General features: G+C 32.7%; 17 protein-coding genes. 11 read left to right on the top strand and 6 right to left on the bottom strand.

What is annotated here, in order from left to right; translation table 11 throughout:
* Position 1: 1 nt before the first annotated feature.
* Genes ACXGQT_RS11610 through mraZ form a run of 4 tightly spaced genes read right to left on the bottom strand, consistent with a single transcriptional unit; the run spans position 2 to position 3,686 of the window.
* Positions 2 to 1,993, bottom strand: a complete 1,992-nt coding sequence (locus ACXGQT_RS11610) for a penicillin-binding transpeptidase domain-containing protein (RefSeq protein ID WP_457828762.1) — start codon at positions 1,991 to 1,993, stop codon at positions 2 to 4.
* 6 nt (positions 1,994 to 1,999) lie between these two features.
* Entirely contained in the window at positions 2,000 to 2,317 is a 318-nt protein-coding gene (locus ACXGQT_RS11605) for an FtsL-like putative cell division protein (RefSeq protein ID WP_457828761.1), read from the bottom strand.
* A gap of 9 nt (positions 2,318 to 2,326) precedes the next feature.
* The gene (rsmH, locus tag ACXGQT_RS11600) at positions 2,327 to 3,226 is read right to left on the bottom strand and encodes a 16S rRNA (cytosine(1402)-N(4))-methyltransferase RsmH (RefSeq protein WP_457828760.1); all 900 of its coding nucleotides are present in this window, start codon (positions 3,224 to 3,226) and stop codon (positions 2,327 to 2,329) included.
* Positions 3,213 to 3,686, bottom strand: coding sequence for a division/cell wall cluster transcriptional repressor MraZ (mraZ, locus tag ACXGQT_RS11595; RefSeq protein ID WP_457828759.1), 474 nt, complete (start codon positions 3,684 to 3,686; stop codon positions 3,213 to 3,215). Before mraZ ends, rsmH begins: the two co-directional genes overlap by 14 nt.
* Positions 3,687 to 3,907: 221 nt before the next feature.
* On the opposite strand from mraZ, the gene ACXGQT_RS11590 reads away from it, so the two are divergent.
* Genes ACXGQT_RS11590 through ACXGQT_RS11580 form a run of 3 tightly spaced genes read left to right on the top strand, consistent with a single transcriptional unit; the run spans position 3,908 to position 5,985 of the window.
* On the top strand, positions 3,908 to 4,675 hold the full coding sequence (locus ACXGQT_RS11590) for an alpha/beta fold hydrolase (RefSeq protein WP_457828758.1): 768 nt from the start codon (positions 3,908 to 3,910) through the stop codon (positions 4,673 to 4,675).
* The gene (yihA, locus tag ACXGQT_RS11585; RefSeq protein ID WP_457828757.1) at positions 4,675 to 5,289 is read left to right on the top strand and encodes a ribosome biogenesis GTP-binding protein YihA/YsxC; all 615 of its coding nucleotides are present in this window, start codon (positions 4,675 to 4,677) and stop codon (positions 5,287 to 5,289) included. Before ACXGQT_RS11590 ends, yihA begins: the two co-directional genes overlap by 1 nt.
* 12 nt (positions 5,290 to 5,301) lie before the next feature.
* Positions 5,302 to 5,985 carry an RluA family pseudouridine synthase gene (locus ACXGQT_RS11580; protein WP_457828756.1) on the top strand — a complete coding sequence of 228 codons (684 nt, stop codon included), beginning with the start codon at positions 5,302 to 5,304 and terminating at the stop codon, positions 5,983 to 5,985.
* A gap of 2 nt (positions 5,986 to 5,987) precedes the next feature.
* Here the strand turns inward: ACXGQT_RS11580 and ACXGQT_RS11575 are convergent, their stop codons facing one another.
* Complete coding sequence (locus ACXGQT_RS11575; RefSeq protein WP_457828755.1) at positions 5,988 to 7,499, bottom strand: hypothetical protein; 1,512 nt, start codon at positions 7,497 to 7,499, stop codon at positions 5,988 to 5,990.
* 75 nt (positions 7,500 to 7,574) lie between these two features.
* Positions 7,575 to 7,988 (bottom strand): BrxA/BrxB family bacilliredoxin, encoded by a 414-nt coding sequence (locus ACXGQT_RS11570; protein ID WP_457828754.1) that lies wholly within the window; start codon positions 7,986 to 7,988, stop codon positions 7,575 to 7,577.
* Between the two features lie 352 nt (positions 7,989 to 8,340).
* Here ACXGQT_RS11570 and ACXGQT_RS11565 point away from each other — a divergent pair, with 352 nt between their 5' ends.
* The 8 genes from ACXGQT_RS11565 to ACXGQT_RS11530 all read left to right on the top strand — a co-directional run bounded on the left by ACXGQT_RS11565 (position 8,341) and on the right by ACXGQT_RS11530 (position 21,647).
* Positions 8,341 to 9,165 (top strand): type IV pili methyl-accepting chemotaxis transducer N-terminal domain-containing protein, encoded by an 825-nt coding sequence (locus ACXGQT_RS11565; protein WP_457828753.1) that lies wholly within the window; start codon positions 8,341 to 8,343, stop codon positions 9,163 to 9,165.
* Positions 9,166 to 9,330: 165 nt separating this feature from the next.
* Positions 9,331 to 10,074 carry a TerB family tellurite resistance protein gene (locus ACXGQT_RS11560; RefSeq protein ID WP_457828752.1) on the top strand — a complete coding sequence of 248 codons (744 nt, stop codon included), beginning with the start codon at positions 9,331 to 9,333 and terminating at the stop codon, positions 10,072 to 10,074.
* 256 nt (positions 10,075 to 10,330) lie between these two features.
* Positions 10,331 to 12,979 (top strand): hypothetical protein, encoded by a 2,649-nt coding sequence (locus ACXGQT_RS11555; RefSeq protein WP_457828751.1) that lies wholly within the window; start codon positions 10,331 to 10,333, stop codon positions 12,977 to 12,979.
* A 226-nt stretch (positions 12,980 to 13,205) separates the two neighbouring features.
* On the top strand, positions 13,206 to 16,346 hold the full coding sequence (locus ACXGQT_RS11550) for a SusC/RagA family TonB-linked outer membrane protein (RefSeq protein ID WP_457828750.1): 3,141 nt from the start codon (positions 13,206 to 13,208) through the stop codon (positions 16,344 to 16,346).
* 8 nt (positions 16,347 to 16,354) lie between these two features.
* Entirely contained in the window at positions 16,355 to 17,911 is a 1,557-nt protein-coding gene (locus tag ACXGQT_RS11545; RefSeq protein WP_457828749.1) for a RagB/SusD family nutrient uptake outer membrane protein, read from the top strand.
* Positions 17,912 to 17,992: 81 nt separating this feature from the next.
* Positions 17,993 to 19,390 carry a galactose-binding domain-containing protein gene (locus ACXGQT_RS11540; protein WP_457828748.1) on the top strand — a complete coding sequence of 466 codons (1,398 nt, stop codon included), beginning with the start codon at positions 17,993 to 17,995 and terminating at the stop codon, positions 19,388 to 19,390.
* A 129-nt stretch (positions 19,391 to 19,519) separates the two neighbouring features.
* Positions 19,520 to 20,497 carry an Ig-like domain-containing protein gene (locus ACXGQT_RS11535; protein WP_457828747.1) on the top strand — a complete coding sequence of 326 codons (978 nt, stop codon included), beginning with the start codon at positions 19,520 to 19,522 and terminating at the stop codon, positions 20,495 to 20,497.
* 88 nt (positions 20,498 to 20,585) lie between these two features.
* Entirely contained in the window at positions 20,586 to 21,647 is a 1,062-nt protein-coding gene (locus tag ACXGQT_RS11530) for a family 16 glycosylhydrolase (RefSeq protein WP_457828746.1), read from the top strand.
* The last annotated feature ends 4 nt before the right edge of the window (positions 21,648 to 21,651 follow it).

The following is a 21,651-nucleotide window of genomic DNA, read 5'->3' as shown; positions in this document are numbered from 1 at the left end:
CTTAATACAATACTACTTGTTGTCCTTTTTTAAATTCAGTTCCTCTGGTCAATGATTGTTTTTTAACAAAATCTAAATTGCCTTGTACAGCAACATTTAACCCTTTATTTTCTAACACTGAAACTGCATCCATTAAAGCCATTCCTCTCACATCTGGCATAACAGACTTGGTTTTTAAATTTTCTTTTTGATATTCTTGATATTCCTTTTCTAATGAAGCTAATTTTGGAATATCCAACTCAACAGCTTGTTCTTTTAAAGAACTTGTATATATTTTTTGAGCAATTGCTTTAAAAACAGGAGCAGCCACGGTTGCTCCATAATATCCTTTGTGTTTATTTGGTTTATTAACCACCACTATACAAGAATACTTTGGATTTTCTGCTGGAAAAAAACCTGCAAAAGAAGAAACATACTGAGTACTCTCTGTCCAATACTCTGTTTGACAGGTTCCTGTTTTACCTGCCATAGAAAAACTAGGAGAATATAATTTTTCACCTGTTCCACGCACAACCACATTCTTTAAAATATCCTGAAGTTTAGCAATGGTCTCTTTAGAGGCTATTTTATCGTTTAACACTTCTGAATCAAATGTTTTTTCTACCTCTCCTTGATGACGTAACTCTTTAATAAATCTTGGTTTTACCATAACACCATTATTAGCAATGGCATTGTAAAAAGTCAACAATTGCAAAGGCGTTACTTTTACTCCATAACCCCATGCCATCCATGCCAAAGACAATCCGTTCCAACTATTTGGATCTCCTTTTTTAACATATTTAGGATTTGGGATAAAAGGTTGACCCTCTCCTTTAATAGGTACTCCTATTTTATTACCAAAACCTAATTTGTTAATTCCATCTACAAATTGCTGTGGATTGGATTTATAAGACTCCATAACCATTTTAGCAATCCCAACATTGGAAGAAACCTCAATAGCTCTTGCCAAAGATATTTTTCCATATCCACCTCTATGAGAATCTATAATACTTCTCCCATAAACTTTAATTCTACCTTTTTCGGTATCAACCACATCTCCTGTGTCTACTTTTTTATCCTCTAGACCAACTAATAAACTCGCTAATTTAAAAGTAGATCCAGGTTCTTGTGCCTCGTAAATGGCATAATTCCTTTTTTCAAAATAATTACCATTAGGGTATTTTCCCAAATTAACAATTGCTCTAACTTCTCCTGTTTTGGTTTCCATCACCATAGCACAACCATGGTCTGCCTCAAAAGTTTCTAACTGCTCTAACAAAGCAGCGTGTACCACGTCCTGAATATTTACATCAATAGTAGTAATAACATCACTACCATCTAAAGGTTCTTTTTCGTTTTTATCGTTGATTGGTTTCCACTGCCCCTTGGCTATTTTTTGTTTCTTTCGCCAACCGTGTTGTTCTTTTAAATAATTAATATAAGCACCTTCTACACCTACATTCCCTCTGTAATCTGAATACCCTACAGTTCTCACTGCCAAATCACCTAAAGGCCTAGCCCTTACATTTCTTTGTTCCGTAATTAACCCTCCTCTGTATTGACCTAATTTTAGAATTGGAAAAGTCTTTAATCTAGCATAATCTATATACCCTAAATCCCTAGCCAAAAACAAGTACCTGTTTTTACGCCTTTTTGCATCTCGCAAATACTTCCTATAATAAGATGATGGTTTTTTAAATAAAGCAGATAAAGAATCACTCAACGCAATATAGTTCTCATTAAAAATATCATTTTCAATAGTCACCATATCTAGTCTAACTGTATATTTTGACATGGTTGTTGCCAAAAGATTTCCACCAGTAGCATATATATTCCCTCTATTAGCAAAAATAGTATCTGTTTTGATGGTTCTTTGAACAGACATTTTTCTATAGTACGCTCCCTCAACAGATTGTATAAATCCCACTCGCACAATTAAGACAACAAACAGAACAGCTAGCACTAACACTAACCAACCTAATCTGTCTACTATGCTTTTTTCTGTGGTACTCAATTTATTCTATTTTCTTTTTTTAACGACTATCTTTACTGGAGGTTCTTCTGATGACTTTAACCCTTCTTGCTCTACTTGATCTCTTACTGTTGATTCTAACTTTAAGTGAACAACCTTGGTGGCACTATCTATATACTCCGCTTTTAACGCTCTAATTTCTTTATTAAGAACTCCTATTCTTATAATTTTCTCATCGGTTTGATGTGCACAAGTAATCATAATAATAGACATTCCTAAAATCACAAAAATGACTTTCCAGTTTTTAACAGAATCACTCTTTACTAAAAAGTCTCCTTTTAAAATCCCCGAAAAAAACTCTCCCACTCCCATTTTCTACACTTTCAATTTTGCAATTCTCAACTTGGCACTTCTAGCTCTATTATTAATTTTTATTTCCTCTTTAGTTGGTAAAATTAATCCACCTACTTTTTGCATAGGCACACTAAAGTTTCCATAAAAATCTTTTTCAGGTTCTCCTTCAAACATCCCTTTTTGAATAAATCTTTTTACCAATCTATCTTCTAAAGAATGATATGAAATCACACTTAACCTTCCTTCTTCATTCAATATACTTGGAATCTGAGTTAAGAATTCTTTTAACACCTCTAACTCTTGATTTACCTCTATTCTTAAAGCCTGAAAAATTTGTGCTAGTATTTTATGTTCTTTTGCTTTTGGCAAAAACTGAGACAACACTTCTTTTAACTGAAAACTAGTTTCTATTTTATTTTCTACACGAGCAGCTACAATTACTTTTGCCATTGCTCTACCATTTCTTAAATCTCCATACTGAAACAATATATTGGCAATATCGTCTTGCGTATAATCATTAATTATATGGTAAGCACTCACTTCTCCTTTTTGATCCATACGCATATCTAATTGCGCATCAAATCGAGTAGAAAAACCTCTTTCGGCCTGATCAAATTGATGAGACGATACTCCAAAATCTCCTAAAACACCATCTACCTTTCTAACTCCATAAAATCGTAAAAACCTTTCTATGTATCTAAAATTTTGAGGAATCAACGTAAAACGTTCATCATCTATGGCATTTTCATGTGCATCAGGATCTTGATCAAAAGCAAACAGTTTTCCACCCTCACCCAATCTTGATAAAATCTCTTTAGAATGACCTCCACCACCAAAAGTTACATCAACATAAACACCATCTGGCTTTATAGCCAAAGCATCTACACTTTCTTTTAATAAAACCGGATTATGATAACTCATCTTCTTCTGTATTTAAACCACCCATTACTTGTTCTGCCAATTCAGCAAAATCATCCATTGCACCATTAATTGCATTTTCATACAACTCCTTATCCCAAATTTCTATAATTGATACTGCCGAAGACAACACTACTTCTTTTGATATTTTAGAATATGCCAATAAATCTTTTGGCAACAACAATCTTCCAGAAGCATCTAATTCTACGTTTTTAACGCCAGCAGTGAACAATCTAATGAAATCATTGTTCTTTTTTACAAACCGATTTAGCTTACCAACCTGCCCCATTACCTTGTTCCACTCTGCCATTGGATACAACTCTAAACAAGGCTGAAACACAGAACGCTTTAACACAAACCCCTCATGCAGAACACTTTGCAACTGCTTTTTAAATGCAGATGAAAGCATTACACGACCCTTAGAGTCTGTTTTACATTCGTATGTTCCTATTAATGATTCCACTTTTTGGTATTACTTTTCAAAAATATAAAATATTTTACCACTTCTTACCACTTTTAACCACATTGTTAATAAGTTTTACCACAACAGCACAAATTCCTTATATTTTAAATATCAATTAGTTAAGAAGTCATTCTATTCGCTATAGGCTATATTTATGAATAGGTGGTTTTTTATCAAAAAAAGTTTACATTTGCAGCTAAACCTAAGCCTAGAGAATAAGCATGGAATATAACGTTAAAACCGAAGGAGAGTTTAAATACATTGAGGCCGGAGAAGGAAAAACTATTGTTGTTTTACACGGATTAATGGGAACTCTTGATGATTTTGCTGGAGTAGTAAAGCACTTCTCAAAGAACGGATATAAAGTTTTAGTACCTGAATTACCCATTTATACCCTACCCATAATTAAAACTAACATTAAAAACTTAGCCAAGTTTGTTAAAAAATTTATGGAATATAAAAATATTCCACATGCCACTCTTTTAGGTAATTCTGCAGGAGGACATGTTTCTTTATACATTACAAAGGCTTTTCCAGAATTGGTAGACTCTCTAGTTTTAACAGGTAGTTCTGGGCTTTATGAAAAAGCAATGGGAGACACTTACCCTAAGCGTGGAGATTATGAGTACATTAAAGCCAAAGCAGAAGCTGTATTTTACGATCCTAAAACTGCTACCAAAAAAATGGTAGATGATTTATTTGAAACCGTAAATGACAGAAACTGTGCTATTAGAATTTTAGCAATGGCTAAAAGTGCTATTAGACACAACATGGCCAATGACTTGCCTGATATGAAAGTACCTACTTGTTTGGTTTGGGGAAAACAAGATGATGTAACCCCACCAGAAGTAGCAGAAGAATTTAATAAATTGTTACCAAACTCTGAATTATTTTGGGTTGACAAATGTGGACATGCTCCTATGATGGAACATCCTGATCAATTTAATGAAATAGTTGCTAATTGGTTTAACAAAAACAATATAAAGTAATGCAGATCAAATCTGCTGAGTTCATCATCAGTAATTCAGAAGTCTCAAAATGTCCTTCTGAAAACATTCCCGAGTATGCTTTTATCGGTAGATCTAACGTAGGTAAATCTTCGCTAATTAACATGTTAACGGGTAGAAATAAACTAGCTAAAACATCCAGTACTCCAGGAAAAACTCAGTTGATTAATCATTTTAAAATCAATAAAAATTGGTTCCTGGTAGATTTACCTGGTTATGGTTACGCTCGTGTTTCTAAAACAACAAAGAAAGAATTTCAAAGTTTTATTACCGATTACTTTAAACAGCGCAAAGAATTAGTTTGCACTTTTGTTTTAGTAGACTCACGTCATACTCCACAAAAAATAGATGTAGAATTCATGGAGTTTTTAGCTGAAAATGAAATACCTTTTGCCATTATTTTTACCAAAACAGACAAATTAAAGCCTAAAGCAATTGTTCAAAATATTGCAAAATATGAAGCTGAAATGCTGAAAGACAGGTTTGAGTATTTTCCTACTTACTTTACCTCATCCTCTACCAGTAAAAACGGAAAAGAAGAGATCTTAAATTTTATTGACAGCATCAATCAAGATTTTAATTCAGGAAACCTGTAAACTCCGTTTGCAATGCATTCTACCAAAAACAACTTACAAATTCTTTTTGAGGACAATCATGTAATTGTAATTAACAAACGTTCTGGCGATATTACTCAAGGAGATAAAACTGGAGATAAGCCCTTAAGTGATGTTGTTAAAGAATATATTAAGGAAAAAGAAAACAAACCTGGAAACGTTTATTTAGGGGTTGTACACAGACTAGACAGACCTACTTCTGGAATTGTAATTTTTGCCAAGACCTCTAAAGCATTAGAACGATTAAACAAAGCTTTAAGAGATAAAAAAATTCATAAAACCTATTGGGCAGTTGTAAACAAACAAGACATTCCTCCACAACAAACCTTGAGACATTTTTTGGTAAAAAATCCTAAAAACAACAAATCAAACGTTTGTAAAGCCAATACACAAGGAGCTAAAGAGGCAATACTGCATTATAAAATTGTTAAGAAACTAGACAATTTTCAATTATTAGAAATTGAATTAGAAACAGGTAGGCATCACCAAATTAGAGTCCAACTATCTACTTTAGGCTGCACCATTAAAGGAGATTTAAAATACGGTGCAAAAAGAAGTAATAAAGATGGAAGTATTCATTTACACGCTCGTAAAATAGAATTTATCCATCCTGTAAAAAAAGAACCGGTAACGTTAATAGCTCCGGTTCCTGATGATGCTGTTTGGAAGAGTTGTTAAAATTAATCTTCTTTAAGACTAAGTACTCCTGTTAACAACCTATCTTCAAACTTATCAAAATAAGCATATTGTATTTTATGCTCACCCATAAAAGTAATTGATACAAATTCACTTTTATACTTTTTTAAAGTAGATGTTAGCTTCCACTTTAATTTCTCTAAAGCATTTTCATAATCATATTTTTTTAAACTGGTTTCTTCTTTATTATATCTTGAAATCTCGTTATCTCCATTAATTAAAAATTTCAGTTTTACATCTCTCGTCTCTAAATCATAAGTCATCAACGGCAATTCTACCATATAAAAACCGCCTGGCATACTCATCCTCATTGATTGTACCTGCTGCATGTTTTGCATCATTTGCTGTTGCGCATTCTGTATCATTTGTTGATGCATCATTTGGTGTTGTTGCATCATTTGCTGATGAAACTGCCAATGAAAATTATCATAATAATACGTATTCTTTAAAATATCATCTACAACCACTAATTTTTTGTCACTACCTTCTAAATCATAGATCATTAAAGATGGCACCTTAGGAATCATAATATTTGTTAGTTTTTTAGCCAACCTCTTTACATCACCACTTTCCCAAACGGCTTTATCCTCATAATCTTTTAGGTAGATATTTTCTACTGACTTTTCTATACTATCTAATGATACTATTTGAAGATTTAGTTCTGACTTATACCTTGTGATTAAATAATATTTATCATTTAACAAATAAGAATTCAAATCCTTTACGGCTTTCCCATATGGATACTCAATTGATTTTTGTTCTAAATTTTTTATCATTCCATCGGCTAAAGAAACCTTATAGATTACAGATTGTTTTTTAAAATTATAACCATCTCTTGTTAAATAAATAGCTTTATCTGTGTAATATATTCTAGATTTTTTTACCCCAATATTTTCCTTAAAATTATCGTTATTAATCACATCTAAATCAGCTTTAATGTTTAAGGAAATAGAAGTTCTCTGCTCTTTGGTAAATTCAATATCGCTAGTCTTAATATTTTGATCATCAGAAATAGTTGTTAAATAAATCTTATTATTATTAAAACTTAGAAAATAGGTTTTTGAATCTGTTGAGAACTTATAATCTGGCTTAAAGCTATGACTACTGTTTTTAACCTTATTACTATCTAAATTAAAAGTTACAATTTCGTGCCCCTTGGCAGTATCATCATCACCTTTATATCTATCTATATTAAACTTTTTTTGAGCAAATAATACTAAAATTAATTGATTTTGATACAGATGATAAGATTGCAAATCTAAACGATCTTGAGTTTTATATACTCCTTTTAAAACATTTACATCATTCTCTAAATGAAAAAGAGTAATATGGTAGTTTTTATTGTATTTATCATATTCTGAAAGCAAAGTAAAATATTCTCCCGATTTCTCTATACAGGTTACATTCCTAGGATCTAAATCTTTAGAAAACTTAAACTCTTGCGCAAAACCTAGTGAGCAAACAAGCACACTTACAAAAAACAACATTCTTTTCATGGCATTTAATTTTTCAACAAAAATAAAAAAGCCTGACTATGTCAGGCTTTTTATACATTTTATTTTACTTATTGTTTATGAACAATACTCATCGTAAGCTCCAGACAAGTTTGCTGCAATAGCTTCTGCAGAATGTCCTTCAATATGATGACGTTCTAACATATGTACCAATTGCCCATCTTTAAACAACGCAACGGCTGGTGATGATGGAGGAAAAGGAATCATAAATTCACGTGCTTTTTGCACTGCTGCACCATCTACTCCTGCAAACACAGTTCCTAAACTAGTAGGTAATTTTGCATTTTGTAAAGAAGCAATTACTCCCGGTCTTGCAGTTCCCGCAGCACAACCGCAAACTGAATTCACTACTACTAATGCAGTTCCTTCTTTTGCTATAAATGATTCAACATCTGCTGGAGATTTTAAAGCCTCTACTCCTGCCTGTACTAATTGAGCTTCCATTGGAGCTGTTAATTCTTGTGGATACATATCTATTTAATTTTTAAATTCTATTATAACAATTCTAACCATAGAACCGATATGCAAATTTAGACAATAAATATTCCAAAACCTTACAGGGTGACATATTATCAGTAAGTCAACAATATATAGATCTTATTCTTATGCTTTTTTCGACAAAAAATTAAAGCAACAATCATATATCATAATAAAAACAAACATATCACAGCATTAAATTTGCTTTTACTCCAAAACTTTAAAAAACTGATTTAAAACACTTAAAGACTGATTTTTAAGATTTAATTTTACAGACGAATTCACATAAAACAATCACAAAAACAACTGTTTAAACAAAATATTAACCCCCTAAAATTTTATTAAAATGAAAAAAATATTCTTAATTACCCTTGCTATCTTTTCATTTCATCAATCTTTTTCACAAACAAACATTACCATTTCTGATGCTGTAAATATAGCAGGTAGACAAAGAATGTTAGGACAAAGAATGGCAAAAGACAAAATTTATCTGGCAGCCGATGTTAACACTAAAGAAGCTAAAAAAGAACTGCTTTACACCATTTCAATTTTTGAAAATGGATTAAAAGTATTAAAAGATTTTGCTCCAACAGATGAAATAAAATCTAGCGTACATGAAGAGGAAAAAACCTTTAACGTATATAAAAAATATATATTAGATGACTCAAAAAGATCTTTAGAGGTGGTTGCAAATACTAACACTATATTCCTTAATATTTGCAATAATGTAGTACTTGAAATTTTAGCATACGCAAAACAAGAATCGTTAAACAATAACACTCTTAACAAAAAAGATCTGTTAATAATTCCAGAAGCAACAGGAATTGCAGGAGAGTTAAGATACCTAACCCAACGATTAACACTATACTATGCATTAAATAATTATCATATTAAAGAAGTTTCTCCTGTAGAAATAGATGGAATTATTAAAACCCTAGACAAAAACATTGATTACCTAACAGCTTTAGACATCAACACTTTAAAAATTGACGAGGAGATTAATGATATCAGAATAGATTGGTTAAAACTTAAAAAAGGAATTTACGAGAACGAAAAAATAGACTTTGACACCAAGAAGATCAATCCTATTAAACTTTACAAAATATGTAACAAAATTTTATACAAAGCCAACGTTACTGCAAAAATGTACACTGAACTAAGTCAATCTTAAAACTAACATTAGAAATATATTCTTCCGTATGATGTGCTCAATATTATTTTGAGCACATTTTTTTTATACTGACATTTTTTCCGAATATGATTAAGGCAAGATTCTTGTTTTAATTGATATCATCAACTTAAAGTTGATCTTAAGTGATTTAAAAAACCATATTACATGAAAAAATTTGCAAACTGGATTGGAGCAGGAATTGGATGGGCTGCAGGAGGCCCTATTGGAGCTGCCCTTGGGTATTTAATAGGAGCCGCACTAAAAGGAGCTACTTCTGATTATTCTGAATTCCAAACAGACAATAACAGTTATACAAGCAGAACCACACAAGCAGGAGATTTTGAAATTAGCTTACTGTTTTTAGCCGCTGTAGTAATTAAGGCTGATGGAAAAATTCTACAAAAAGAACTAGATTATGTTCGCAACTATTTTGTGCAGATGTATGGAAAAGATAGAGCCAACAATGCTTTTAAATTATTTAAAGGAATTATAAACGACACTTCTTTATCTACTCAAGAAGTCTGCACACAAATTAGAAACCATATGACGACTGAATCTCGTGCTCAGTTGGTACATTTCTTATTTGCCATTGCAAAATCTGATGGTCATGTAGCTGATATAGAAGTGCAAACTATTCAAACAATCTCTAATTATTTACACATTAATCAAGCTAGTTTTAACTCTATAAAAGCAATGTTTTATAACAATGCAGAATCTGCTTATCAAATTTTAGAGATTAGTAAAACAGCAACCAATGATGAAGTTAAAAAAGCTTACCGAAGATTGGTTAAAGAACATCATCCAGACAAATTAACACATTTGGGAGAAGAACATTTAAAAGGAGCTCAAGAAAAATTTCAAAAAATTCAGGAAGCTTACGAAACTATAAAAAAAGAAAGAGGTATTTAAAAAATGCTACCTTAACAACACAAAGACACCTTAAATTAAAAAAATTTAAAGTGTCTTTTTTATTTAAGCACAAAACAACGCTTTAATTACTATATCACAAAAAAAACAACTCATACACAGCAATATTCTTAGTTTTTACCAATATTTTTAACAACTTATATACTTTGCTTATTGTATATTTGAAATTAACTACACTAATTTTAACTAACTCCTAATATTCTTTTTTAAGATGATTTCCCCTCATAAAAAAAAATTATTGCCATTTTTTATACTCTCTCTATTCTCAACAATTATTATTGCTAACAACAACCTCCCCAAACTAACCTGTTATGATAAAAAAGATTACAGAGCTGGCAGACAAAATTGGGATATTGATATTGATAATGATGGAATTGTTTATTTTGGAAATTCCGAAGGTTTGCTATACAATATTTACGGAGAGTGGAAACTTAAAACAATGTCTGAAAAAGGAATTGTTAGAGCCGTTCTTGCCGATAACGACACTATTTGGTGTGGAGGAAAAGAGTATGGGTATTTTACAAAAAACACCGGTGACTTAATCTATCATAAACTAGGTTTATTAGAGTTTGATCAAATTTGGGATATTATTACTTTTGAAAACTCTATTGTATTCCTAACAGAAACACAAACTATTTATTACAACAAAACAGACAAATCTACCAAGGTATATAAGTTTCAACCTGGTATTTGGTCTATCACTAAATGGAGAGGAAAAATATGGAGCGTGCACAAAAACGGACAAATTGGTTATTTAGAAAACGGAAAACTAAAAAAAGCCATTACGTTAACAGAATTAATCAATATTGAAACTAGAAAGATTTTTGTTCACAATAACGAACTCTACATTGTAACTCTAGAGGGAAAGGTTTACAGTTTTGATGGAAAAAATATAAAACCTGTAATTCTTCCTGAAATTCTAAAAGGAAAAACATTATTTTCCGGAATGTCTTTTGACCATAATTCTTTTTGTTTAGCAACTATTTCCGAAGGATTTATTCGTATCAATCATAAGGGAGAAATACTAAACTCTGTTAGTGCAAAAAATGGTCTTTTAGACAATACCGTGTTATCTATGACCAACGATGAACTTGGAAACATGTGGCTTGGCTTAGATTATGGTATTGCCAAAATAGAACTTCAAGGCCCAATTAATCAAATTTTTAATGGTGCTGCAACTTATGACATTAAGAATTTTAACAACAAAACATACATTGCTACCAATAAAGGACTATACTGCAGTTCTACCAAAGATGGATTTCAATTTATGGAACACTCTGGCGGACAGGTTTGGTCTTTAAAAGAAATTAACAACGAATTATATAGCTGTAACAACAATGGCGTTTCTAAAGTAATAGCAGACAAAGTAATTCCATTATCTATTGACTATACTGGAGTTTATGATTTGGCTAATTTTGAAGGTACAAATTATTTTATATTCTCTACTTACCATGGATTGGTACTAATGAAAAAAGTAGGCAATGAATTTAACTATATCAAAAACCTTAATCTTTGGGGAAACAAAAAATTAATTTATGATAAAACCAACCGATGTATTTGGGGAGAATTTTCTGACAAAGATGTATACAAACTAAGCTTAAACTCCAATAATAATGTAGACACAAGAGGATTCTCTACCTTAATGAAGGTCTTTAACACAAAAAATGGTATTTACTTTAGTGATAATAAAAGTTTATATCAATATGCAGATGATACTTTTACCCACACGCAGCATACCTTAACAAAAACAATAGAAGGGTCTATTGATGCTATGGCTTTTAACACCAAAGGTTATTTAGCTTATATACAAAATAGAGAGGTAAAACTTAGTGTACTATTACCAGATGGTAATATACACTCCTACAACACACTATTAACATCTTTAGGTAAAAACACTATAGCTAATTTTGAATTTTTAGATTTTGACCATGACCTATTAAGACTTGCAACAGACAGAGGAGTGACTACTTTTGATATCAATTACCAATCTAACCTAAAAAAATTTAGCACTCCTGTTATATCATCATTTACAGTACTAAACAACCAAAACAAAACCTATCACCTACCTTATCCTAAAAATGGAATAGAATTGGGTTCCGGAAACAAAGATTTAAAATTTAGGTTTAGTATTAACAAATCAGATTATGATGTTGTAGAATATCGATATAAACTATATCCAAATCAAAGTAGATGGTCTGAATGGAGCCAAACAAAAAAGGAAATTTTACTACCACAAGTAAGAGGAGGAAAACACACACTTCATCTACAAAGCAAGGTAAATAGTGGAACTATTCAAGAAACCACCTTAAAATTTACCATAAAAAAACTGTGGTATCAAACGGCTTGGATTATTTTACCTGTTGGTTTTGTTATTTTACTATGGATTTTTGGAGTCATAATTATTATGTCTCGTATCAATCGTAAAAAATTAAACAAGCAAAAGAAAATATACATCAACAGAGACACGCATAAAACCTTACAATTAAAAAATGATCAGCTACTACAGTACACGGAAATTATTAGTCATAAAAACGAATTTCTAAACAAAATAAAAGATGGTTTAGAAAAAATGCGCAATACCGAAGCAAAACGCTGGGTAAACATGATTACTAATGAAGTAAACAACGAAAAGAAAGATTTTCTCTTTCACAAACTATTTTCTGAAATTCATCAAGACTTCATTAGCAGACTTACAGAAAAATATCCATCACTTACTTCAAATGACATCAGAGTACTTTCATTTATTAGAATAAATCTTGACAAAAATGAGATTTGCAACCTTATGAATATTTCTCCAAGAAGTTTAGACACCAATAGATACAGACTTAGAAAGAAATTAAACCTTGAACAAGGAACTGATTTGAATCAATTTATCAGAGATCTATAACTTTACTTTGATCCCATAAACAACTAATAACAAACAACTTAACGCCTATTGTAGTACCTATATACACACCTAAACATCCCTTGCTGTAATTTAATCAACAACAATTAGGTTGCGGTTTTACGAATACCATATATTTTTGAACATAGTTATGTGTTTAATTCATTATTTACTCCACAATAAAATGAAATATGCAAAAACTAACAATTAAATATAAAACTAAAACCCAATGAAAATTAAACTCGTATTATTTTTACTGTTGTGTTCTATTACTAAATCATTTTCACAAGATATTCTAGTTACAGGAACTATTATTTCATCAGAAGACAAACTTCCTATTATAGGAGCAAATGTAATTGTACAAAACAAAAACAGAGGTACTATTACAGACTTTGATGGAAACTATCAGATTACGGCAACTACTGGAGACAAAATAACTTATAGTTATGTAGGATATACATCACAAACAATTACTGTTGGTAAACAAAGCAACATCAACATTACTCTTAAAGGAGATGTTGCTTATTTAGAAGAAGTTGTAGTAGTTGGTTACGGAACCCAAAAGAAAAAAGAAGTTACTGGGGCGGTATCTGTAGTAGAAGCAGAAACTATTGAAAAATTAAATCCTACAAGAATTGAACAAGCTTTACAAGGACAAGTTTCCGGAGTAAATATTACCTCATCATCTGGTTCTCCTGGTAGTGGATTAGACATTCGTATTAGAGGTATTTCTACCAATGGAGACAACAAACCTTTAATTCTTGTTGATGGAAACCCTATAGAAGACTTATCTGTTATCAACCCAAATGACATTAAAAGTATCAATGTATTAAAAGATGCTACTGCTGGTATTTATGGAGTAAGAGCTGCCAATGGAGTTATTTTAATTGTTACCAAATCTGGTCTTAAAAATGCAAAAACTAAATATAGTGTTGATACTTACTACGGATTTCAACAAACAGCTAAAACCATAGATGTATTAGGTTATAAAGATTATGCTAACGTAATTAATGATGCTTATGATAACTACACATCACACCCTTTATTTTCAGCAGGAACCCACTCTAAATTTACTTCTTTGCCACAAACAGGTACAGATTGGCAAAAAGAGGTTTTTAAAACTGCTCCTATGCAAAATATTAGTTTTAATGTAAACGGGGGAACAAAAAAATCTGCTTTCTCATTTGGTTTATCCTATTTAAACCAAGACGGGATTGTAGGGTTAGACAAATCTAACTATAACAGAATAACAGCAACTGGAAATTTTCAATTAGACATTACCAAAAAATTAAAACTAACTACCGTAGCACTTTTTACGCACTCTAATAAAAACTATATGCAAGAAGGTGGTGTTGGATCAGTACTTTATAACGCCATCAACATGTCCCCTGCTCAATTAATTTATGATGAAAACATTGAGGGTGGATTTACCCAAGCAGATGGATTAGGAAACGAAATTGTAAACCCTTTTGCTCAAATACAGAATAGTTTTGACAAAGGTCAAACCAACAAAATTAGTCCAACTATTGGATTAGATTATGAACTTATTAACGGCTTAACTGTGAGCTCTAAATTTAGAATGAATTATGCTACTGTAACTGGTTTAGTAGTAACTCCTCTATTTGATTACGGAAACTCTAAAAACCCAAATACAGATGCCAGTAGTATGTCAGACAAAAAAGACACTTATTTAGACTATACCGTAGACACTTATATAAAATACGACAAAACAATTAATGACGATCACACCTTTAGTTTCCTTTTAGGTAATTCAGTTTATAAAACTACTGGAGAATACACAGGAGTTAATGGTTCAAATGTTATGTATAATGGTGTGCCCATCAACTCTTTTAAAAACGCTTCTTTAGCCAATGCCGAAGAAACTCAAAATTTTTATACCGATGAACAATTAGAAAGAGAAGAAAACACGTTTGATTCTCGCTTGCTTTCTTATTTTTTTAGAATGCAATACAACTACCAAGAAAAGTATTTACTTTCTGGTGTAATCCGTAGAGATGCTTCAAGTAAGTTCGGGCCAAAAAATAATGTAGGTTACTTCCCATCTATCTCTTTAGGATGGAATATTTCTGAAGAAAACTTCTTAAAAGATAACACTTTTATGAATGGCTTAAAACTAAGAGCTAGTTATGGTATTATTGGTAATGATAGAATTGCAGACAACAAGTGGGTTTCTTTATTAAATGGTGGAGCTATTTATGCTTCTTCAAGCGCTGCTGATAACGAAAGAGCAGATGACGAAAGAATCTATGGATTTGCCGAAGGAACATTAGGAAACCCAGAATACAAATGGGAACAACAAAAAACAGCTAACATAGGGCTAGATGCTCAATTTTTACAAAACAGACTAAGCTTTACCATAGATGCTTACAAAAGAACTACTAAAGACTTGTTATTAGCTCCTGAAATATCAGGATTGGTAGGAGCAAATTCCCCTGGAAATTATGGAGGTAGTCAATTTAGACCAACTGTAAACGCAGGAACCGTAGAAAACAAAGGATTAGAATTTCAAGTTTCTTACAAAGAAAGAATCTCTGATGATTTTCAATTCAACACTAGTTTTAATATTTCTACCATTAAAAACGAAGTTCTCTTTGTGGCTAGTGAAAATGGTTTTGAGCAAGGTGGTGGTTTTGGAATTACAGGTCAGTTTACCTCTAGAATGGAAGCAGGACAACCAATTGGCTACTTCTATGGATATCAAACTGATGGAATTTTTCAATCAAAGACAGAAGCGGATAATAGTGCTACAACCAATCAATACACCAGCGCTGGAGATTTAAAATTTAAAGATTTAAGCGGACCTGACGGAATTCCTGATGGAATTATAGATGAACACGATCGTACTTATATTGGAGACCCTATTCCGGATTTTACTTTAGGATTCAACTTTGGATTTAATATTAAAAACTTTGATTTTAACAGTTCTCTTTTTGGATCTATTGGTAATGACATGGTAAGAGATTACGAACATAGAGACGAACCTTTAGCCAACAGACCAAGTTACGCAGTAAACAGTTGGAGTCCAACAAACACAGGAAGTTCAACTCCTGCACAAAGTTTAACACAAACCCCAAGTAGCAGTAATTTTTCAGATTATTATGTAGAAGATGCCTCTTACATTAGACTTCAAAACATTCAAGTAGGATACACGTTTACAGAAAAAATCATGTCAAAAATTGGAGTTAAAAAGCTAAGATTATACCTATCCGCTAACAATCTATACACGTTTACCAACTACTCTGGATACGATCCTTCTGCAAGTTCTGGAAGCCCTATTGGAGCTGGGGTAGACAAAGGTTTTTACCCTGTTGCCAAAACCTATCTTTTTGGACTTAACCTTAAATTTTAATCACCATTATGAAAACATATCAAATAAAAAAAGCAATCATTCTAGTAGCATTTACCCTGACTACCATAGCTTGTAGTGATGATTTTGTGAATGTAGAACCCAAATTTGAAAACACTGATGAGTTTTTTAACTCTCAAGAGGATTATGAAAAAACATTAATTGGTGCTTATGATGCTTTGCAACCTACTTTTTGGAATGTATTATTAGGAGAAATAGCCTCAGACAATACTTTAGCAGGTGGAGATCCTTCTAAACTTGACGGACCAGACTCGCATTCTATAGACAACATGAATCCTACCGACAACAATACTTTATTAAGAAATATTTGGCAATGGAATTATGTAGGGTTAAATAGAGCTAACTATATTCTTGAATTTCAAGACAAAACGGATTTTAACGGAAGAGACAACATTATTGGTCAGGCTTATTTTTTAAGAGCTTACTTTGCTTTTGAACTAATCAAATGGTTCGGAAATGTACCATTACTTACTAACAATACTTCTGGAACCTTACGCATTACCAACGCTAGAATTAAACCAGGTGATCAATACACCATGAACAGAATTAAAGATATCCCTACAGGATATGCTTTAATTGAAGAAGATTTAAAAGATGCTATTAACAAATTAGACGAGACTCAACCCTTTGAATACCAAATAGGAAAAGGTGCCGCTCAAGCTTTACTAGGAAAAGTATATTTATTTCATGGTAAATACGACAATAGTAAGTTCCAAGCATCTGCAGATGTACTAAAAGATGTTATTGACAATAACATATATGATTTGGTTGCAGACTATAATCAAATTTTTGAAAATGAAAATGAAAACAACATCGAATCTCTTTTTGAAATACAATACACTAATGAAGCTGGTGTTGAATGGACATGTTTACAATGTGGGAACGGAAACGTTGCTGTAGGATATAGCGGTATTAGAGATTATCCTTCTGGAGCTCCATTTTTCTTTGCAGGGTATGGATACAATACTCCAACACAAGAAATGGTAGACCAGTTTGAACCAGGAGATTTAAGAAAAGAGGTTGCTATTTTAGATATTGTAGCATGGGCAGCCCAAAATGGATTAGACGATACTTCTTACACCTTAAGTAGAGGAGAAACAGGATACTACAATAGAAAATACATCCCTAGAAAAAAAGACTACAAAACTCACGGAAACTTTACCCTAAACAATCCTAACAATTATAGAGTTATTCGTTTTGCTGATGTATTATTAATGGCTGCAGAAGCTAATAATAAAAAAAGCCCAGCAGATGATGCTCTAGCACAAACTTATTTAAACAGAGTTCGCAGACGTGCTTTCGGTGTATCTGATACTAGTGTTGATATAACCTCTACAGGTTCTGCATTAACGGATGCTATTTACCACGAAAGACGTGTTGAACTTGTAGGAGAAGGACACCGTTTCTTTGACTTGGTAAGAACAGACAGAGCTGCTCAAACAATTACTGGATTCACTCCAAACAAAAACGAAATTTTCCCTATTCCACTGGTGGAGCTAGAACTTGCTAATGCAGTAGAAAGATGGGGACAAAACCCAAACTATTAACACTAAAATTTCTATAAACTAAAAATTAACCCCAGAATGACCTCAACCAAACTGATGCCATTCATCCCAAAAAACAAAATCATGAAAAACAAAATTACATTACTAATTGCATTCCTAGCAATTACATTAGGAAATGCTCAAAACTTAGCAGCAGGTAAAACAACAGCCTCTAGTTTTCGCGTAGAAGACCCAGTATTACCTGGCCCAACATCTGAAACACATGCTCTAGCTGTTGATGAAAATGGTGGTACACGTTGGGAATCTCAACATACAGAGTCAGAATGGTGGTCTGTAGATTTAGGAGCTTCTTATGACATAGGACAAATTATTATTAAATGGGAAGGAGCTTATGGTAAAGGATATAATATTGAGATCTCTTCTGACAATGCTACATGGTCCACAATTTACACAACCACTACTGGTGATGGAGGAACAGACGATCTTTCAGTCACAGGAACAGGTCGTTACCTAAAATTTAATGGAACTGAAAGAGGATTACCTCCATACGGATATAGTTTTTTTGAATTTGAAGTCTATGAATATGTAGATGCTACCATTGATGCCAACTTAAGCGACTTAACCGTAAACGGAACAACTGTAAGTTCTTTTTCATCATCTAAAACAACTTATAACATTGAGTTACCTGTTGGTACTAGCACTGTTCCAACAGTTGTAGGAACAACCAAACAATCATCTCCTGCAAGTGCTGTAACCACAAATGCTAATTCATTACCTGGAACAAGCACAGTACTTGTAACCGCACAAGATGGCACTACCACAAAAACATATACCTTAAACTTTACTGTTGATAAAGAAAATTTAGCACTAAATAAAACCGCAACAGCTTCTAGCTCTGCAGGAGAAGGATACCAAGAAAGCTACGCTTTTGATGGAAATACGGGAACTCGCTGGGGAACACCTAGTCAGGGAGTATTAGAAGAAGGTAACAACGGAACACCTGAATGGATTTATGTAGACCTTGAAGATACTTATAGTTTAACCGGTGTAAACTTAAACTGGGAAGGAGCTTATGCTACAGATTACCTAGTACAAGTCTCTAGCAATGCAAACGACTGGACAACTGTACACACTCAAGTTGGTGGTGACGGTAGTATTGATGACATCTCTTTTACAGAAACCAGTGGTCAATATGTAAGAATCTATGCTACAAAAAGAGGACTTGGCGACTACGGTTACAGCTTATGGGAAGTTGAAGTTTACGGAACAGCAGGAGAAACTTTAAGTTTTGACAATGTTCAAGATAGTGATTTTTCAGTATCCCCTAACCCAACTACCGGACTTTTAAACATTAATTCAAACACCACAATTGATTATGTGCAAGTATACGACATTAGCGGAAGAAGTCTTTTAAACACAACCTCAAACACAGTTGATTTAAGCAACCTTAATAATGGAATTTACATTTTAAAAATAGAAACAAACGGAGTTGTAAAAACTAAAAAAATAATAAAGAAGTAGTTATTTAATAGTTAGTAGTCATGTTAAGAGACTGCTCCCCCTTATGCAGTCTCTTAATAATGAGCAAATCCAATATTACCGAGCCTAAAAACTCAAACAAACATAATTATCAATTTAAATATTTAAATCATGACTAAAATCAAATTTTTATTAATTACCCTTTTTTGTGCAGTTATATCATTTCAAACAACAAGTTGTAGTAGCGGAGATGATGGTGAAGACATTGGAGGAGGAGTTCCAGCTACTGGAATTTCAATAAATAACACAACCTTGAGCCTTGAAGAAGGAGAAACAGCAACCTTAGCAGCTGTAGTTAAACCATTAGATGCCTCTGGAACCGTTACATGGAGCTCATCAAGTGCTGCTGTAGCTACTGTAGACAGTAACGGATTGGTTACTGCTGTAAAAGAAGGAACTGCTTCTATAGCGGCTGCCATAGGTACATTTACGGCTATTTGCGAAGTAACAGTTACTAAAGAAGTAATTGTTGTTGATGACGAAACCTTAGACGGTAGCGATTATTATGTAATTCAATTAGATGAAAACTCATACAATACCATTTCTACAAAAGTGACTCATGACTTACGTACTGATAATGATACTAAAAACTTATATGTTTGGGAAAACACATTTACTGGTGGTAACTCTGTAGGATCAAACTTTTATGGGTTAGATCAAGATTGGATTAGCATGGTTGTTGGAAATGTAGGTTGGTCTGGAGCTGGATTTAATGTAGCAGCAACTTATGGAGACATAGATATGACTAATTTATTTGACAATCCATCTGATTACTATTTACATATTGGTCTTAAAACAGGACAAGCTGCAGGATCGTATTTATTTATTTTAACAGACGGACAAGCAGAAGCAAAAATTGCTATTGGAAACGATTTTGATGACAATGGTACAGTATACACATCATATGCTCCATTAGTAAGAGATAACACATGGAACAGTATAGAAATTCCTGTAACTCATTTAAACACTTTAGGATTGTATTTTAATGAACCTTTCCAGGATGTTAACATTTTAGCTGTATTAGCTGGTGGTACCCAAGGAACTACTTTTGATATGGATGCGGTTTTCTTTTACAAAAAAGGAAACTAAAAATGAAACACTCAATTTTAGGAGGAGCAAAAACTCCTCCTAAAATTAACACAATCACTTATTCAACCTCTTGAAAAACCCTATACCAATGCATATCAGATTTTTATTCTTAATAGCCATACAATGTGTTTTTTTCTCCTGTTCAGGTAACTCAACAGATAGTGGAGAAGACATTTCTGCAGTAGAACTAAAACTAAACAGTAATGAGCTAACCATGAATGTTGGAGACGAGCAAACATTAACTGTAACACAAGCTCCTGCTTCTAATGAAAACTTAGTTTGGACATCAGACAATCAAGTAGTAGCAACTGTTTTTAATGGTATTGTTACAGCACAACAAAGTGGTACAGCAACCATTACTGCTAGTCTAGGAGATTATTCAGCAGAATGTGTTATTACTGTAGCAGAACGAGTTTATGAATTGGTTTGGTCTGATGAATTTGATGGAAATTCATTAAACGAAGACAACTGGACTTATGAAATTAACGGTAATGGAGGAGGAAATCAAGAGGCACAATATTACACAGATAGATCAGAAAACCTTCGTGTAGAAAACGGTTTACTGACTATTGAAGCAAGAAAAGAAAGTTATAATGGTCGTGAATACACCTCTGCTCGAATCATATCAAAAGACAAACAAGATTTTGCCTATGCCAAAGTAGAAGCTCGCTTAAAAGTACCTAGCGGAAGAGGTACATGGCCAGCACTTTGGATGCTTGGTTATGGAGGATGGCCACGTGCAGGAGAAATTGATATTATGGAACATGTTGGCTACGAACCAACCAAATTCCACACAGCTTTACACACCAAAAACAAAAACGGCTTAACAGGTCAGAATTTTCATGCAAGTCAAGATTTAGGAGTAAATGTAGCCGATGAATTCCATGTAATTACTATGGAATGGGTTGAAAAAGAAATTTTTGGATACGATAGAATCCACATTTATGTAGATGGTGTAAAAACCCAAACATTTGGAGAAACTGCACAGTTACAAGAATCAGAAGACTGGCCATTTAACAAAGAATTTTTCTTTATTATAAACTTAGCCATTGGTGGTCAATGGGGAGGATCTCAAGGAATTGATGACACCATGTTTGACAACCCTGTGTTATATCAAGTAGATTACGTTAGAGTATATCAACTAAAGTAGATAG

Source organism: Wenyingzhuangia sp. IMCC45467, from assembly GCF_054111205.1.
Note: the sequence above shows the minus strand (reverse complement) of the source record. Positions and strands in the feature narration are given on the sequence as shown.

Bases quoted from the DNA above. Each gene is read 5' to 3' on its own strand.
- ACXGQT_RS11590 (WP_457828758.1), top strand. From the start codon at position 3,908: ATGGAATATAACGTTAAAACCGAAGGAGAGTTTAAATACATTGAGGCC.
- ACXGQT_RS11530 (WP_457828746.1), top strand. From the start codon at position 20,586: ATGCATATCAGATTTTTATTCTTAATAGCCATACAATGTGTTTTTTTC.
- rsmH (WP_457828760.1), bottom strand. From the start codon at position 3,226: ATGAGTTATCATAATCCGGTTTTATTAAAAGAAAGTGTAGATGCTTTG.
- ACXGQT_RS11535 (WP_457828747.1), top strand. From the start codon at position 19,520: ATGACTAAAATCAAATTTTTATTAATTACCCTTTTTTGTGCAGTTATA.
- ACXGQT_RS11570 (WP_457828754.1), bottom strand. From the start codon at position 7,988: ATGTATCCACAAGAATTAACAGCTCCAATGGAAGCTCAATTAGTACAG.
- ACXGQT_RS11580 (WP_457828756.1), top strand. From the start codon at position 5,302: ATGCATTCTACCAAAAACAACTTACAAATTCTTTTTGAGGACAATCAT.
- ACXGQT_RS11560 (WP_457828752.1), top strand. From the start codon at position 9,331: ATGAAAAAATTTGCAAACTGGATTGGAGCAGGAATTGGATGGGCTGCA.
- ACXGQT_RS11565 (WP_457828753.1), top strand. From the start codon at position 8,341: ATGAAAAAAATATTCTTAATTACCCTTGCTATCTTTTCATTTCATCAA.
- yihA (WP_457828757.1), top strand. From the start codon at position 4,675: ATGCAGATCAAATCTGCTGAGTTCATCATCAGTAATTCAGAAGTCTCA.
- ACXGQT_RS11545 (WP_457828749.1), top strand. From the start codon at position 16,355: ATGAAAACATATCAAATAAAAAAAGCAATCATTCTAGTAGCATTTACC.
- ACXGQT_RS11550 (WP_457828750.1), top strand. From the start codon at position 13,206: ATGAAAATTAAACTCGTATTATTTTTACTGTTGTGTTCTATTACTAAA.
- ACXGQT_RS11540 (WP_457828748.1), top strand. From the start codon at position 17,993: ATGAAAAACAAAATTACATTACTAATTGCATTCCTAGCAATTACATTA.
- ACXGQT_RS11575 (WP_457828755.1), bottom strand. From the start codon at position 7,499: ATGAAAAGAATGTTGTTTTTTGTAAGTGTGCTTGTTTGCTCACTAGGT.